The sequence below is a fragment of the Dactylosporangium sp. CA-152071 genome (genome assembly GCF_050936335.1).
GTDB lineage: Bacteria > Actinomycetota > Actinomycetes > Mycobacteriales > Micromonosporaceae > Dactylosporangium > Dactylosporangium maewongense.
In genome coordinates, this window is sequence record NZ_JBNJMZ010000004.1 from 21,735 (window position 1) to 39,604 (window position 17,870).

Consider the following 17,870-nt stretch of genomic DNA (forward strand, 5'->3'; position numbering starts at 1 on the left):
GGGACCAGGATTGGTGGTTTTCGGCCTACCGGCCGGAGTGCCCAGATGCCGGCGCAGGTTACGGAAACCCCGGCGGACCCGTCCAGGGGTCATCGACCGCCCCGCAGGGATCGTCTTCTCCCAGGGACGGCGTAGATCAGTCGTGAGGTCTTCGCCAGCCGCAGCTGGGCGTGCGCGGCCAGGATCAGCCATGTCCAGCGTTCACCCTGCTCAGGAGTACGAATCTGCGGGGCGGTCCAGCCCAGGGTGGACTTGAGCAGCCGGAAGGTGTGTTCCACATCGAACCGGCGGAGGTAGGTCTTCCACAGCAGGTCCAGGTCAAAGACGGTGCCCGGTGGTGCGGTGTGCCACAGCCACAGGTCTTGCGGCGCCCGGTTGCCGGGCAGACGCTCGACCTGGATGCGGATCACGGTGCCAGCCACGACCGGTAGCACCCCCTCGAAGTCGGTCCAGCCGGCCTGTCTGGACAGTTTCTGGTGCAGCCCGTGCCACGCGCTGACCATCACCTCGCCGTATCGCGGGTTCTGCCCACGCAGCCGCTGATCGGGCGCCGGAAGCGCTGTCGGCTTGGACAGTTCGAACCGGCTGCCGTGCTTCCTGGGCCGGCCCGGCCGACCGTCCTTGCGTCGCTTGGGTGCCGGTGCGTAGAACACCCGGTCGCTGCGCACCCGACCCAGGACCTGCACACCCAGACCGTCGAGTCCGGCGAGATAGGTGATGCGGGTCAGGTCGTATCCGGAGTCGAACGTGAACACCGGCGCGGGCCGCCGCGCGAGCGTCCCGGCCTCCTCCAGACGGGCCAGCACATTGGCGATCTGGGCGACCGTCACCACCGTCACGTCGTCGTCCGGGCCGATACGCACCACGTCCAGCAGCGCGGTCCACGACGACGCACCCCACTCCAACCCGGCGGCGAAGGAGAACGGCCAGCCCGGAATCGTCTTGCGGGATCCGTCGCAACGGCAGGAGGTGTAGCAGTGACACAGCCCCGCAGAGGTCACCGCGTCCGGCCGTGGCCACGCCGAGGTATCCACCGCGATCTTCACCGGACCGTCGTCGGCGGGCTGCCACGACGACGCGATCAGCCCAGCCAGCTGTTCAACGTCGAGATCACCACAGGCCAGCGCGTCATACAACGCCCCGTGTCCACGCCGGAACACCTTCTCCTGCGACAGTTCCACCAGGGAGTCCACCGGACCATCAGCGGTCAACACCGCATCCACGAGCTCGAACAACGCGTCCGCGCGTCTGCTGAAGCACGCATACAATCCGGCTCGGAACGCGACCAATGCCGCACGACACACCGAGGCATCTGTTGCCACCACAGCCTGCAAACCTGGCATAGTAGGCCCCACGGCCACCCCGCATCCTTCGAAGCTTCAGCACTCCGAATGATCACGGGTGGCCGTACCCATATCCTTGCGACACACCGAAACGGCCCGGACGATCTTCTGATCGCCCGGGCCGTTGGTTAAATCTCAAGCTAACAAACCGTGATCAAAACCGACAAAGAAGAACAACGCCGGGGCCGTGCATTAACACCAGGACACCGGTGGGGCCACAATCAACCGTCACACGCATCGCTGTTCATCGCTTTGCCTGAAGCCCGCGCGCCGCCATCCGCGCAACGCGCCACGGGCAAGCCGGGGCCACCTAACACCGCCCGTCCGGGGCCACCAATGACCGTCACAGCCATCGATTCGTGGGCAGTTTGCCATACAGGACTGGGCGCGACGCGCCCACCCATCGACAATTGACGTTCAACGAGTCGATAGGATCCATGCCACTACACCTCCCGCCTGACGGGGCAGGGAGCACCGCCGAGGCCGTTGACCTGCGGAAACGTCCTCGCCTAGTGACACGCCTTGCCACTAGGTAGCCGTGAGTTGTCGCAGCTCAATGCCTGGTTCCGCGCACTAGTTGATCCCTCAACTGCGGAACGTGGGCGAAACACACCCCACGGCACACCGACGTTCCAGGAAACTCGACCCGGCGCCTTCCATGGGCCGTTGCCGGGCAGGGTCAGCCCGCTGCAGCCGCCGGGACAGCCGAGCGCGCGGACCTCATGAAGCAACTTCTTTGCAGCTCAGGGTCAACAGGATGAGTTCGCCGAGCGCTTCGTGGCGCCGGACGTCGCTACCCAGCACTCCGTGTAGCTGCGTGAGCCGCGCATACCACTCCAGCCGGTCATCGCCGGGCAGACAAACGATCGCGGACAGGTCATGCTCCCCGAGATCCGGCTCCTGAACCAGGACAATGTCGATGGCGGCCAGAATGGCCGCGTTGGCACGGTCGATCTCATCCACGGCGGTCGCCGAGGCCAGCCTCGCCAGTGGGTCGGCCGCGTTCCGCAACCGCGCCGGGTCGGCGCCGAAGGCCGTCGCCGCCCGCTGCCGCGGATCCGGCGCGGCACGATAGGCCAGCCCCCACGCGGCATGTCCGAGGGCTGCCAAATCCAGCAAGGCGATGTGCATCGGACCGGTCTGGTCGCCGGTCGCAGCCCGGGCGGTCATCGCCTGCAGCCACCGCCGCACCTCAACGCTGTCCAACTCGGCGGACTGCTTGAGCAGCACAGCACCGGATCGCTCCGGACCGGCCGTCAGCCAGTCGACAAACACCGCCGGCGGCAGATCGCCGGCTGGCCGGGGCGTCCGGGCCGCCGCATCCAGCACCGCGGCGGTCAGCTCGGCGCCGTCGTGCCGCACGGTCACCCCGTCCGGATCGGTGACCGCCCAGACATTCGTCAGCTGCGGCACCGCGCCGCTCATCGCCGCCGGAGGCGCCTGGTGCACCAATGCGACCTCATGCCCGGCCAGCAGCCGCAGCAGGTCCGGAGCCGGCGACGCACCGCCACCCAGCACCACAATTGCCTGTTCGCCGTTCCAACGCAGCCGCTCCAGCACCCGACCCACGGCAATCAGCGTCGCCGGATCCTCGGGTGACTCCACGACGACGGGCCGGCCCAGCCCCTCCGCATGCCCACCGACAACACCCCACAACGGACGTTCGGGGTCCGGTGACGCACCAACGACCAGGACCCCTTCGACCTCGGTCACGCCCTCGGGAAGCATCAGCCGACGCGGCTCGGGGCCCGCCGGTTCCTCGGTGACGACACCCCGCTCCGCCGCCAGGTCGAGCGGGCCGGCGTCGACCTCGTTGGCGTCGGCGGGCAGCAGGAGCGCCTCGCCCGTCGTCCGGAAGTTGCGGACCACCTCGTCCGCGGTCTGCGCGGTGCCGGCCAGCTCGCTGACGACCGGCCCGATCTCGTGCGGCCGCAACGCGTGCCGTTGCACGAACTCGACGAGGTCGACCAGGAACCGGCCAACCATGCCGGCATCGTCGATGTCCATCCGGTCTGTCCCGGTGGCCGGTCCGAGGTCCTGGCGGATGATCGGATGAGCCTGCAGCCGCTGCACCGTCGCCCGCTGCCAGCTCGCCCCGGCATCCTGGGCGGCTCGCACAATGTCGTGGACGCTGCCCGCGACCGCAGCCGCGGCCAAGCGCAAGGACGAATGCACCGTGTGCGACGCGTGGATCAGGTCCTTGGCCTGCTGCGGTGCCACATCGAGCGTATTCTGCAGCCACGCATTGTATCGCTCGACGAGCAGGTCATCGCCGATGTCCTCGAGATCGCGGGCGTTGAGACCCTCATCAGTCAACACCGCTACCAGCGTCGCGGCGCTGTCACCAACCTGCTGACCGACCCGGATGAGCTGAATCTCCAGCCGGGTCACAGCGTCGTAGTCCGCACCGGCGCCGAGTATCGACGCGACGTGCAACGGGTCGGCGTCCAACGTCGACGACAACGCCCACAGCTGCCGCGAGGTCGACCCGATCCGACGTGCCAGGCCGGGGAGGTCGGCTGGGACCCGCTCGATCGTCATGCTCAGTTGACGGATCAGTTCGGGTGCCGTGCCGGTCGTCCGGGCGAGCGCCAGCATCTCGGAGTACTGCAGCCAGGGCCGCTCCCGGAGGTCCACCTCGATCTCCTCGGGTGCCACCCCGAACATGTCGCTCCACCAGCCGATCCGCCAACGGCGCACGACGTCCGCCGCGGCCGCGCCGACCGGCACGGGCCCGGTGAGCGCGGCCAGGAACGGGCCGACCTCGACGGGATGCAGCCCGAGATCCGACACATTGCGACGCGGCCGGTTGGGCACCGCCTCGGCCTGCGGGCTGGCCAGCTCGAACGGCGCGGTCACACCGCTCTCAGTCGCCAGGAAGAACACGTCGAGCGCCGCGGTCCCGGACAGGTCGGCCGGGCCACCTGTCAGCGGGTCGATGAAAACGACCTCGCCGGCGTCACCGCCGAAAACATTCAGCAGTCGCTCGCTGGGCGGTGCGGCGCCGCCGGGCGAACGCAACAGCACGATACCCCGGCCGCGGGCGGTGCCGGCGATGTGCTCCACAATCCCGCTGAGGCCGGCCGCCCGAGCGCCGTCCGCGGACAGGAAACGCCCCCACCCACTGCCGGACTTCTCGTACTCCTCGCCCAAGCCGGCCAGGTCGACCAGCGCTTCCGCGTCTTCCGCGTCCTCGGTTGCCGGCGTGCCGGCACGGCGGCGGTCCAGGTCCCGGACAGCCCGCAGCGGTCCGGCATAGGCCGCCTGTATGGCCTGCCAGTCCGCAGGCACCCCGAGCAGGTGCTGGTACAGCCTGAGATCACCGGACGCTGCCGGCTCCAGTGTCCGGCGCCCGCCGTAAACCACGGTCGGCTGCCGCTCGCCAGGCAACGGCCACGGGCGGCCGAACCGCCCCAGCAGCGCCTCGACCACCGGCTTCGTCACAGCCCCACGCCTGTCGCGATGCACCTTCCACACCGCCTCGTATGCAGCCAGCACGTCCGGCGTCAAGGTGTCCAGCGCATACCCGCCGGCGACCGACTGCTCGTACAGTTCGGCGGCGTCATGACCGCTCAGCCCGAGGTCCATCTTCGGCAGCAACGCCAGCATGAGCCGGTACGGCCCGCGTTCGGCGATAGTGGTCGACAGCCGCCCCGCACGTGGGCCCTGATTGACAAAGGTCAACCCCCGTGTCACGTTCTCCAACAGGACGATGGACCCGTTCGCGTGCAGTTCCGACTCCATCCACGTGCTGGTGGGTCTGCCGATCGCGCCGACGCGCCACAGGTCGGCGAAGTATTTGACCGCCGCTCTGATCCGGTCCAGGTCGAACCAGGGTTCCCGGGCAAGGTTCTGGTAGGTGGGCACGTCCAGGCCCGCAGTGAAGGCGAGCCATGCTTCGACGATGCTGCGGGCGTGCGCTGCGCTGGCGACGAAGTCGATCCATACCAGCTGGTCGTTCATCGCCAGGAGCAGCGTCGCGGCGTCGTATCCGGACTCTGCCGACAAGGTGTCGAGGGTCTCGCGCCGCCGCCTGATCGTCTCGGCCAGCGGTTGGCTGTCGTTCACCGGGCCTGCTATCAGCGGCCAGAGGTGAACTGGGTCGATCCCGAATGAGGCGGCCAGCTCGAACAGGCTGGCACTTGACACACCCCTACCCCATTGCTCGGCGAGGTGACGCACGCTCGTCGGCTGCTTGCCCACTCGGCGGGCCAGGATCAGCATGTCCCGCCTTGCGACGCCGGCATCGTCCGCCGCGGACACCACATCTGTATGCGACAGCCAGGGGCGCGAGGTGAAGTCGTCCGCGATCTCCTCCGCCGACGCATCGAAGCTAGGCGCCCAGGCCGCCGCCCGTTCGGCCTGGACCACGGCCACGAACCTGGCATCCGTCACGGACAGCGGGTCCAGACCCGACTCGACGAGCCTCCGCAGCACCGCCACCACCTCGGACGGGTCCACCGCATGCTTGAGCACAAGCCGCCCTGTCACCATGATCAGCAATGACACGCTCGGCGCTGAGGGCAGGCGCCGCCGGCGGACCGGATCCTGCCGGACCCAGCCGGCTACCTCCTCGGCAGGCGACGTGTTGAGCCGCCGAATCCACTCCTGCTCCGCGAGGACGGCTGGGTCGACCCCGAGGAGATGCGCCAGTGCCAGCAACCGTACCGGGTCCTCGACCCCAGCCCGGCGTGCCAGCTCGGCGACATCGGTCAACGCACGCCCAACCCGCAGGCTCAGCACAGTCAGCCGTTCGGCGCTGACGCCGAGCCGGCCCGCGGCTGAAAGCAGCAGCCCGTGCCACTGCCGGGCGTCGGACAGCCAGGAAATGACCGGGGAAAGGTTCATGAGTGCATGGTTGAACCACTGCTGCACCAGCACGGTCGCCTGACTGGGGTAGGTGGACGCGCGCTCCCGGTCCCCGTCGAGCCAGGTGAAGAACGACCAGATGTCGGACTCAGGCAGACGGTGGTCGCGAAACAACGCATCGGCCCAGCCCCGGTACCGGTCGACGATCGCCTGCCGCAGAGAAACACCATCCTGCGGCTCGCCCGTCGCCGCACGGAGCACATCGGTCATCGCAGTATCCCGTTCTGTCCCTCGCCGCCGCTCGTCGGCAAGGCGGCTCAACCGTGGCGGGGCGGTCGCGTTGACAACGCCGGATGTCCGCTCCCGCACCAGAGCCGCCACCAAGCGCGGGTCCACCTTGAGATCGCGAGCGACGGCGAGCAGAAGGGTGACGGACAGATCGCGATTGGCGCTGTCGGCGAGGTTGAGCAGGTCGGCCGGGACCCGCCCGGTGTGAGCGGCGAGCCACAGCAGGTCGTCGAGCATGTTGCGCTCCGGGCGGTCGCGCTCCGACCAGTCTTCGCGGCGCTCGATCTCCTGGGCGAGGTCCTCCACGCCGCTCAGCAGATGCTTACGGTGCCCGCGCCGGTTGAGCCGTGCCACTCCGTCGGAGTCCCGTAACACACGGACATCGACGTTGAGCCGGGCGGCCAGTGCCAGCAGCCGCGACGGGTGGTCCACCCGCAGGCGCGCCGCGACCGTGCTGAGGTCGGTCGGCACCCGACCGATCCGCAGAATGTACATTTCGAGCAGTGTGCGGCTCATGTGGATCTGACCGAAGAGCCGGGTCCACGCCGGCTGGTCTTGGAGCGCCTCGTCCGGATACAGGCTGGCGACCAGCTCCGACACCAGTTGGGTGAGCGCGGTGTGCTGGAGCCGATTGAGCCGGGAGCCGTAGTCGGCGACGACAGCAGGTGACACACCCCACGCAATCGCACGCCACTCGGCCAGATCAGTCGCCTGGGGCAGCCGACGCGTACTGAAGAACCATCGGAAGTCGTACATGACGCTCAGGATCAGCGCCGGGTCCAGCCCGAGCTCTGGGACCAGCACTGTTTTCAGCGTGTCCAGCCGCTCAGATTGCGGCGGCGCGTCGAGCTGCTGGTTGGCCTGGAGAACCACGGGGGTCGTCAGGTGCGGGTCGACCTCCAAGGCGGTCCCCACCGACACCACCTCGCCGATTTTCACCAGCGGACTGCCTGCGAACGAAGCCAGCTCTACCGGGACGCGGCCGATCGCTGTTGCATACCGGAGCAGCGCCGCGCCCTTGATTCTTTTGCCCTCAGCCAACTGAATAAGGACGTCGAGGCTGGAGCCGGGATACTTCTCGACGAACGTGGTGACGTCGGCGCGGTCGACCTTCAACCGCGCCGCCCAGTAGTCCAGCAGGAGCTTGCCGTAGGGCGCTGTGTCACCGACCAGGACCTCGTCCACGGCCCCCCATCTATCGTCGAAGCTGGCATCTTCCGTCTGCCCGCTGAGGCTCAGCTCCACGTCCCCCCGTCCATCGTCGAAGCTGGCATCTTCCGTCCGCCCGCTGTGGCTCAGCACCACGTCCAGCGGCTCGTCTCTCAGGTGGGCGCGTCTCATCAAGCTGGAAAACCTGTGGAGCCGGCGGAGGAAGGTCAGTTCCTGGTCAGCATCGAGCTGCGCGGCCGTGACCAGCCAGAGGAACGTCGAAATCATCTGCGGAGCATCTGCGCTGGGATCGTGGACCGGACCGAGCGCGTTGGTCGCCAGCCTCTCCAGCGTAACGACGATCCAACGAACCGGCAGACCCCGACGGCCCTCCGAATCCGCGCGGCGCAGCAACTTCCGGAAGGGCCAGAGGTGCCTCGGCTCGACGCCGAGGCCCTCCGCGACCTCGAGCAGCAGCTGCGCCGGGATGTCCATCCGGTGCGCCAGCGCGGCGAGGTCGGTCGGGGCCCGGCCGATCGTGGCGGTGAGCCGGACGAGCCTCGCCAGGTCTTGCGGGCTCAGGTGGAGCCGCCTGCCCAGCCGGTCGACCTCCCGCACGTCGCGTTCCTGATACGGCGGCGCTGCCGACCCGCTGGGCTGTGCCACCCTGCCCGACGGCGTGTAGTCCGGCGCACGGTGCGGGTCGCGCGTCAGCACGCCGACCGGCTCCGGCATGTTCGGCGGCAAATCCGCCTCGCCGGACGACGCCACCATTGCCAGCATCGATACGGTCGCACGCGCACCGCCGCGCATCAGCGTCTGGGCCACCAGCATGTCCCAGAGCCGGGTCGATGGGACGCCGGCCAGCTCGGTCACCGGGAAGCCCAGCTGTCCGGAGGCACCCATCGCCCATGCGAGGGTGTTCGCCGAGACGCCCCATTCCGTTCGCAGCGACCTTTCGACCTCGGCCACCAGCTTCGTCACCCAGCCATCGACCAACGTGCTGTACGGGCTGTGCCATGCAGGTTCGTCGCGGCCCGGCAGCTTGACGCCCTGACCCTCCTTCAACAGCCGCTTCACCACTTTGTCCAGAAGCTCGCCATACAGCCCGGGAAGGTCCTCGACGGTCACCTGCAGCCGGAACGCGAGCGTACGCAGCGCCGATTCGTGCCGCAGGTCCCACTGCGTGACCAGCTCTGCCGCAGACGCCGGTGCGGTGACTCGTCGACGTTCACGGACCAGCATCCGGTGCACGGCCTCAAACGGCAGGTAATGCAGGAGTTCCACCGGCAACCCCCGCCGCGCCAACGACCGCAGCACCGGCAGGTCGGCGGGATTGAGCACGTGCCGGTCTGCGAGCTCCAGCAGCAGCACCAGATCTAAGCCGTTGTGCACGCCGGCGTCGTGCAACGCAACCTGCAGCCGGGACCATGCCAATTTGTGCCCGTCTGCGAGGGCGGCCGGCAGCAGTCCGGCGACCAGGCGGAACGCGCGCGGGTGCACGGCCAGCGATTGGCTCAGGTTGAACAGGTCCATCTGGCTCACGGCGAACATGGTGGCCAGCTCCGGCAGGTTGCCCGGGACCCGGCCGATCATGTCAATCCACCTGCGCACGTGCGCGGCCTGAGTACTGCCCCACGTGATGTGCAACGTACGCAGCAGCTCAGGAAACTCCAAGTCGTTCAACGGCACGCCCGGCCGGGAGAAGGCAAACAGCAATCGCAGCGTGTCGTGCAACGCCGGCGCGAGCGGCTGCGGAGGGCTGCCGTCAGGACGGAACGACCGCGCTGGCGACCCGTTTGCCGTCGTGAACTGCTCCGGCTCGGCGCCGCTGTCAGACAGGGGAATCGGCGTCAGCCCTTCGACGAGGACGACCTGCCGGCCGAGCGACTGACTTACCTGCCTGCCGAACCCCTCGTCGAGGCTGTACTCCGGCGGGGAGAGATTTACCACCATCAGCGCGTCGAACGCGAACAGCGTGTTCCGGTGTTGGCTGCTGCGAAGCGGCATGCCACGCGCTGCGGCGATCCGGGGAATCGCGGCGACGAACCGGCCCGCGTCGTACACCTCCTCCTTCCACACGATTGCGGCACCGTGGCCATGTACGAACACGACGAACATGCCCACAACCACCGGATACAACTCCGCGAGATGACGGGTCTCGGCGGTCTCCAGGCCGGAGTCATCGCCGGGCGGCAGATAGGCCCCGGCGGAGACATTGAATGTCTCCGGCCACAACCGTGGCCCGGAAAGGCCGGCCGCCGGCGGGCGCGCCTGGACACCAGGCGGCAGCGCACGGACGGTCCGCGCGAACGGCATGCCGGCCGGCACACCCTCGCGATTCAGCAACTCCAGCCGATCCCAGTCCACGTCCTGCGGGGCCTCACCGAACCAGAGCGTCTCCACCGGCACGCCCAGCCGAGCCGCCGCAGCCACCAGCTCCTCAACCGGCGGCCGGGTCTCAACCATGCTCTCCTCGACCACACTCGCGTCGACCACCACCCGCTCGAGGACCCGCGCCGGCAGCGACCTCAGATACTCAAGCAACACATCATCGTCGAGCAGGTCGGCGCCGAGAATGAGCCGTATCTCCCCAGAGGGTGTGGCTTTCGACCCGTAGCGCACGAGCCGGTCTTCCGGACGCACCGGCGCACTCCTCGGCCGCACCAGCACACCGCGCGGCAGCGACGTCGCCCGCCACGGCGGACACGGAAGAACAGTCGGCATCACAACACCCCGGTCCGGGCAACTATGTTAATGTCATCGATTGGCGTGCGTGCGCACCTCGGTCGCTGTCTCGCCGCCGGCGGCCCGAGGCCAGGCCACGACGCCGCGCGGGGCGGGCACGATCCGCAGTGCCGGCGCGGGCTCAGCAGTCGTTGATCTGCCGGCAGCATGACTCCCCTGAGACGACGCGGCACTCCGCCTCAAACCTACGGCCGACCGCCGGGGAGCCGGCCAGTCCCTGTTCCCGCCACCGCCGTCACCCGGAATCGGTCGCCGGCGGCCGTCATGCCCCGGGGCACGGCAGGCCGCCAGCCGGCACCGGCTTGGTGTCGCGGGGCGCAGTCCCCGTCGTACGTCCCTGGTCAGGCATCAACCGTTGCCGGATCGCACCGCACCACGATCCTCGCCAGGTCCCGATGGCGTTGACGAGATCAGCGCCGGCAGCACCGAGCTCCTCGCCGATGAGGCCGACAATCGTTCGCCGCTCATCCAGCCACTGGCCACGATGAGCCGGTTGCAGACAGAGGATGGCCTTGCGCTCAGCGTCGTCAAGCTCCAACCGTCCAAGCGTCAGGACGGTCTCCACCGCGATCTGCAGCACGATATCGGCCTCATCATCCTCGCCGGCGGCTACCCACCGCGCCGGCCTGATCAACCCCGCCAGCAAGGCCGGCGGAACATCCTGCTTGCGCACCGTCCCGAGCAGGAATCGCACCCGGTCCGCCGGCTGCCGCCGACCCAGATACTTGAACGCCACATCGGCATGACCAGCCCGCGCCAGGCGCAGCACCGCCTCGAACACAGCCAGCCGCCGGTCATCGCGCGACCGGGCAGCGATCTGGCCCAGCTGCCGCACGGTGTCGTCATCGGTCAGCCGCTCCCGGTGCCGCGAGAGCAGTTCACGTGCCCGGGCCCAGTCCGCGGCCGACAACCAGTCAGCAAGCACCGTCGACGGACGATCCGCCAACGCCATCGGCTGCGACAACGTACGAGCATGCATGAGCGCCTCCCACAGCTCCGCCTCGGCGAAACGTTCCCCAGGCCCCGCCGGCCCCTCCACCTGCCACTCGTGACCGAGCCCGCCGACCGCGGATACACCATCGCAACCTGCTGCGACCGCAGCACCCGTGCCACCGCCACCACCCCGCCCGCACCCGGCGGCACGAACACCACTGGAGCATCGCCACGCCACCGCAGCCGCTCAACCGTGGCCACCAGGTCCGGCAGGGCCGCCACATCCTCCAACGCCAATACTCCGAACGGCACCGCTCCCGCCGTGCGCAACACCTCCCGGATCCGGCCAGCCCGGCCCCCGCCCGCGCCGACCACCATCAGCCGGCCGTCCGTCGTCACCGTCGACGGGAGCTGCGCCCGCTGCGGATCTCCCGGCCGCTGGACCCCGTCGTCCCGGAGCGCATCCGGAGCCGGCGTGACGGGCGCACTCAGCCGGACCACGTCCACCCGGGCCGCGACCTTCGACGGCAGCTGCTCGTAGAGTGGCCTGAATGCCTCCTCAACGGCCGCCGGTAGCGCCCGGCCCGGCGCGCCGACCAGAACGACCTTCCGCTCCTGCGTGAGGCCGCCTACCGGGTACGAACGGACCTTCTCGGCGACCCGTGCGGCTGGCAGGTCGGCCGGCCGCACCCACACCCCCCACGGAAGGACCTGCACCACCCAGCCGGTGCGCTGCAGCGCCTCGAGCACTGCACGGAATCCCTGGACGACCTCGCCGGCTGGGCGGGACCCGAAAGGTGCCGGAACGTCGCGTGGGTCAACGTCGCCAGCTGACCTTCGGCGCCGTGCCCGGCCGGCACGGACAGATGCAGACCGTCCGGGGTGCCACTCGCGGCGAAGAAGCCGTCGAAGTCGAACGCGTTCAGGTCGTTGACAACGTCCCAGCCGGAGCCGTCGAGGTCGCCGCCGGTGTCCAGCACCCATGCCCGGCCGTGCTCCGTGGTGAGCAGTCCGCCGCTGCCACCGAGAATGATCGCATCGGGAACGGTGAGCAGGTCACCGACGGGCTCGGCGCCGGACTGCCGGCGCCGCTCGGCCTGGAACCGTCGCGCCGTCATTCCTGGAATGATCGTGTCGTCGCAGGTCAGCAACGCCATCGCCGCCGTCGGCGGGATACGCACGCCGGTTACCTGTGCCATCTGCTCCGGCGTCAGTGTCACCAGACGCTCGCCGGTTTCGTCCTCGACGGGCACGAGCAGGCGGCCCACTGACGCTACGACCACGAGCACCGGAAGCTTGCCCGGAGGCAGCCACCGCCTTCCGGCCAGGGGCCTCAGGTCAGCGGTCGGCAGCAGCGCGACGCCGGCTCGGCCATCGGTGTCCGGCCGGAGCTCCCGAAGCAGGATCTTGGCGCCATCCGCACGCCACTGCCGCGCCGGAGCGTCGTATTCGACGTTGACTGCCGACGTGTGCGCAAGCCGCACCGGGCGGGCGAGGCGGCCCACCCGCCACCGACCGGCGGGTTGCGCACCCGCCGGCGGATCATCGAGACCGAGACGCGAGCGCAACTCCACGGGCAACTGCACGACCGCGACGCGACGCGAGGTGGATGTTGGGGGAAACACCATCGTGCGGTCGGTGATCGTGCGGATCCGGCCAGCGTACTCGGGCATCGACAGGATGACGTCGAACAGGGCGAGCCACGCCGCGCCCGGGTCCGGCATGCCGTTGACGACCGGCGCCACCGCGACAGCATGCAGGTCGCCCTCGCGGTCGTACAGACCCCGGACGAGCGTGGCGGCAGCGTCCCGCAGGGCATCGCCGATCTCTTGCCGGGTCCGGCAATGCCTGGTGGGCGCCAGCGGACCAGCCGTAGGCCAGCCCAGCACCGGCACCCTCGTCGCGGTGAGCCTCGGCAGGTCCGTTGCCGAGGACAGCCCGAGCCGGACCGCGACGGCTTCCAGCACGATCGACCCGGTGCGCATGGCGGGACTTCCGCGCCAGTCGTGTCGCGCCGGATCTTCACCGGCGGCAGCGTTCGCTTCGAACCCGCTGTCATGCCAGCTGTTGCCGACGACCTCACCTTCAGTAAGCCGATAGCGGCTCTCGATTTCATCGAGATAGGCCCGCAGAAATGCATGGTCGCGCGACGCCATGATGCCGGAATTGCTGGCACCGTCCGGCGTGATGGAGACGGCGTAACCATGCTCCTCCGCCGCGGCGAACACCTCGCCGATGTCCGGGACGCTCAGGTCAAGATCGAGGTAGAGGCCACCCCATCGCTCCAGGAACGCCACCCGGTAGATGTCGCTCGCGGCCGTGAGTCCACTGCCGGTGCGCCGGGCGAGTTCCGCGCGCGCGTACCGGTCGAGCCGCAGCGGCTGTTCCACGTGCGAGATCTCGTCGATGCTCACCAGCCGGACGTCGCTGTCGCGGGCCCAGGTGAGGAAGTCCCGCACCGCAGGCCCGGCGCGCCCGGCGTCGGCTGCCTCGAACTTCCATCGGGGAACATCGGTGAGGAGCACGGTCAGCACCGTATGGCCGCGCCTGCGGGCAGCGTTGCGGGCGAGCCCGGCGCGGAAGCCGGCCTTTCTCTCCACCACCCAGGGCCAGTCCCCGGGAGCCCTTGTCAACGGGCCTCCGAGCCAGATCGCGAGGGACACCACCGGTATCTCGCGTCCGGCCCTGTCACGCATGACCGGTCCGGCGGACAGGTTGGCGAGCGCGGCGGCGTCCGGTGGGCTCGGGCGGGTCAGCGACAGCAGGTCCAGAAACGCCGCGACGTGGCTGGGTGCGATGTCGGCCTGCCGGAAGCCGCCGAGAAAGGCCGGTGGGGGCGGTGCGGTCCCGGCGCCGAACCGGTTCGGCCCGAGTATGCCGCCGCTCTCCTGCGCCGGGCGCAGCCCCGCACGGAGTGCGGTCGACAGTGCGGCACGGTGGTGGCCGCCGAGCGTTGGCGGGGTGATCGTGACCGCCGCCGCATCCGGTGCTTCGGTCAGCTCGCCCACGACGGGCTGCAGGTCCGGGTCGAAACCTCGCGTGGACAGCCAGTCGGCCAGTGGCATCGGCCGCGTGCCGGCCGGATCGAAGATCAGCCAGGCCGGTGCACCGTCCGGTGTGCTCGCCGCCTCGACGGCGGGAACCATCACGCCGGGGACTCCGTCCAGCCAAATGGTCACGGTGGCGACCACGGCGCCCCAACCGGTCAGCGCGTCGGTCCACCGGGCCACGGTGTCCGGGCCCGCCGGCGCATCGGCGCGCAAGACCTCGAACCACTGCGCCGCATCGGCGGTGGCGACGGGGCTCCCGGGCGAGGCATTGGCGGTCTCGAGCCGCCTGCCGGCGTCGACGCCGGCGGCGTGGAGCGCCACCAGCGCGGCTCGGTAGCTCCGTGCGGCTGCCGGACCGGTGCCGTCCAGAGCCGCGGCGGCGTTGTCCAGGAACGCCGCACGAGCGGCGTCCAGCACCCGTGCGATCTCGGCGCGCCGCGACACCGGTGTGCGCTGCCACACCGCGGCGAACACCTCCAACGTCTCGGCGAGGTCATCCGCGCTGAATGCCACCGGCCTCGCAAGATCCCTCGACGCCGGCGGGGCCGGGGGCAGTTCGTCGTCGAGCGACGCCACGAACGGTGCCGGCGCCGTGTTCCGCAGCGGCGCCGGGCCCGCAACGCGGCATCGAACCAGTCCCGCAGCGTGCCATTCCCGATGTGATCGGGTCCGTCTGACACAGGAATCTTGAACAGGTCGGCGCGGCCGCCCTCGTCGGCCAGACCCTGGATCCAGGAGTTTTCGTCGGCGAGGGTGTCCTGCAACTGAACGCGGATCTGGTCGGCGTGGTCTCGCAGGTGAAGCTGCGCAGTGTACGGAAGGACCGACCGTGCCGCACGGACCGCGTCCAACGCGCCGGTCAGCCAGTCGCCTCGCTCGAATGCCCGGACAAATTCCATCAGGTGGTGGTGCAGATACGTGAGGAATGCCCCGACGGGCGGTGCCAGCGCCTTGGAAAGACATGCTTCGCTGACCCACTCCGCTGCGAAAGTGCCACCGTCACTGGGCACGGGCGCCCCGGCGGACGCGCCGATCACCGTGTTGAGGAAGGGGTGCAACATACCGGGCAGCAGACCCGGCTCCGAAGACGTCCGGCCGGCGTCGGAACCTGGCTCGGAACCGGCATCCCCATCGTGCTTCCTTTGGCTGCCACGGACCGGCGGGACCCCGGCGGCGAGAATTGCCGGCGGGATGTGCAATTCGGCAAGGATGTCCTCCCAGCCGGCGGTCGTGTCAACGCGCTCGGTCCGGTCAGGGGCGACGGTTCCTGTGGTCGGCAGGTACAGCACATCGACCGGCCCGCCCACCGGCAACGTCGCCGGCTCCGACCTGGCAGGGTCGACGAACACGATCTCGCCCTGGCGGCCGACGAAGACGTTGAGCAGTCGCTCGGTCGCTTCGGCACCGTCGACCCCGCCTGGCCGGACCGGCCGGAGCGACCCGTCGGGATGGCTGAGCATGCGGAAGAGGACAAAGCCCCGCCCGGACGTGGTGACGAGATGCTCGATGACGCCGTCGAAGCCCGACATGCGGTCGCCGGACGGGCTGAGGAAGCGGCCGAAACCGCCACTGGCGGGGAACTGGCGCGCGAGTGCCGCGTGCGGAGGCTCACCCTCCTCCGGATCCACCGGGAGTTCGAGGTCGGGGAAGCCGCTCAGGCGGAGGGCGAGAGTATATGCACGCGTGAGCAGCGTGTCGTCATCGGCGCCGTCGCCCGGGTCGGGCGGATCGACGGCTCCAGTTTGCGGGACCCCGGCCAGTTCCAGCAGTGACAGCCGCACCGCATTCGTCGCCGGGTCCGATGTGCTTGCGCGACCCGATGCGGCGTGGACCACCTGCGCGGTCAGCCCGGAAGGCAGCCGCCAAACGCCGCCGAACTCCTGCAGCAACGCCGCGTACAGCTCGGGCATGGCGCCGATGGCATCGCCGTTGAAGGCGGCGCCATGCGGCGCAGCGGGCCGGCCTGCGCTGTGCCACGCCTCGAGGTAGCGGCTGACGATCGAGAGCTCAGGGGTGCCGATCCACTGGCCGATTCGCGCGGCGAACACCAGGAAGCGCCCGGCCTCCGGGTCGGTGAGCCCGAGACCGGTCAGCGCCCGCGGGGGCCAGCTGAACAGCTGGTCCGGCCGGTTGCCGCCGACCGGCGCGAACCGGGCCGGAATGTTGCCCTGGGTCGGCAGGAACAGGACCTCAACCACGTCGTCGGCGGGGAGGGTGGCCACGGCCGACGTCAACGGATCGATGAAGACGACCTCGTTGATGTGGCCGGAGAAGACGTTGAGAACCCCGTCGACCAGGTCGCCGTCCGCCGCGGTCGTGCGGTACAGCACGATCCCACGCGTTCTGGGCCTGGCCGTGACGTGCTCGATGACACCGGTGAAGCCCGGCGCGAGCTGTCCGGTGTCATCGAGAAACCGGCCGAAACCTACGGTCGACCTCAACCGTCGCGCGATATCGTGGGCGGCCGTTGGCTCCTGGTTGTCGACATGGTGCCACCGCGCCGTGCCGAACACCGCTTGGTCGATGCTCAGCGCGCGGCTGAACCGCGTCGCCGCCCCGGGCGAGGCGACGTCGCCGGCAGGGCCGGGCCGCACTTCGTACAGGTCGAGCAACAGCTCGACGTCGGCCGGGGTGGCCCTCAGCGCGGATCCGGCCGGCTGATCGGCCGCACGGACGAACGACACCGCGCCCCCCGCGAGCTGGTAGCTCGTGCTGATCCTGGTCACCAGGATCGGCAACAGGCCGTCGTGGGATTCCAACACGACAGACGCGAAGTAGGCACGGCGGACCTCCGAGGACAGACCGTCGATGTCGATACGGCTCCGCCGGGCCGCCAAGTGGACGTCGACCGCGTCCGAAGCCTCGGCGTCCTCGCCGACATACTGCAGCAGGCTCAGCGGGCTGCCGAACGTTCCCGCATCATCGAGCTCGTCCAGTGCCTGCCGGAGCTGCTGAGCGTCCTGCGACAGGTACGAGTCGACGTCACCGCCGAGTCGGATGGTCGCGCCGAGCAACCACTGCCAAGTCACGCCGATGACGCGCGATCGTTCTTCGACCTTGGTGGAAATACCCTCCTCGTGAGCGAGGTCATCGAGGATCTCGTACGCCGTCATCTCCGAGTACCACGGCTGCTGCCGCAACGCCCGAAAATCCGGCCGGGCCGAGGCCTGCTGCTGTCGCCCGCCAGGACTCCACGATCCTGCGCAGTTCGTCCGTCGTACCTGACCAGTTCACAGATATCCTGGCGTCGTTCAGCACTCCCAACAGGTAACCTTCGGCGACGCCGACGGAGTCGGCCTTTTCCTTCATCCACTGCCGCCAGCGCCTTTGCTGACTGGTGATGCCGACGTCGGGGTTGTACGCCGCAAGAAGCGGGTAGATCAACGCTGGATCGCTAAAAGACGCCGAAGCAACGGCGAGCAGGTCTGCAACGCTGATCCCCCACTCGGCTGCCAGGTCCGGCAAATCTTCGGGAATCCGGTCGATCCTGCGGACCCTCCCCCACACCCACGCATACGGCATCTGCGGCAGCGTCGTGTCGGCGAACACC

General features: G+C 69.3%; 6 protein-coding genes. All 6 read right to left on the reverse strand.

What is annotated here, in order from left to right:
- Positions 1 to 89: 89 nt before the first annotated feature.
- Positions 90 to 1,343 (reverse strand): transposase, encoded by a 1,254-nt coding sequence (locus ACQEVZ_RS60550; RefSeq protein ID WP_433386406.1) that lies wholly within the window; start codon positions 1,341 to 1,343, stop codon positions 90 to 92.
- A gap of 720 nt (positions 1,344 to 2,063) precedes the next feature.
- Positions 2,064 to 10,235, reverse strand: a complete 8,172-nt coding sequence (locus tag ACQEVZ_RS60555; RefSeq protein WP_433376545.1) for a hypothetical protein — start codon at positions 10,233 to 10,235, stop codon at positions 2,064 to 2,066.
- A 364-nt stretch (positions 10,236 to 10,599) separates the two neighbouring features.
- Positions 10,600 to 11,289: a hypothetical protein gene (locus tag ACQEVZ_RS60560; protein ID WP_433376548.1), complete on the reverse strand. Its 690-nt coding sequence runs from the start codon at positions 11,287 to 11,289 to the stop codon at positions 10,600 to 10,602.
- Positions 11,290 to 11,899: 610 nt separating this feature from the next.
- Complete coding sequence (locus ACQEVZ_RS60565; RefSeq protein WP_433386416.1) at positions 11,900 to 14,416, reverse strand: TcdA/TcdB catalytic glycosyltransferase domain-containing protein; 2,517 nt, start codon at positions 14,414 to 14,416, stop codon at positions 11,900 to 11,902.
- Between the two features lie 59 nt (positions 14,417 to 14,475).
- Positions 14,476 to 17,433: a hypothetical protein gene (locus ACQEVZ_RS60570; protein WP_433386408.1), complete on the reverse strand. Its 2,958-nt coding sequence runs from the start codon at positions 17,431 to 17,433 to the stop codon at positions 14,476 to 14,478.
- The coding region (locus ACQEVZ_RS60575) for a hypothetical protein (RefSeq protein ID WP_433386410.1) at positions 17,408 to 17,870 on the reverse strand (463 nt) is incomplete at its 5' end. The genes ACQEVZ_RS60575 and ACQEVZ_RS60570, both read right to left, overlap by 26 nt.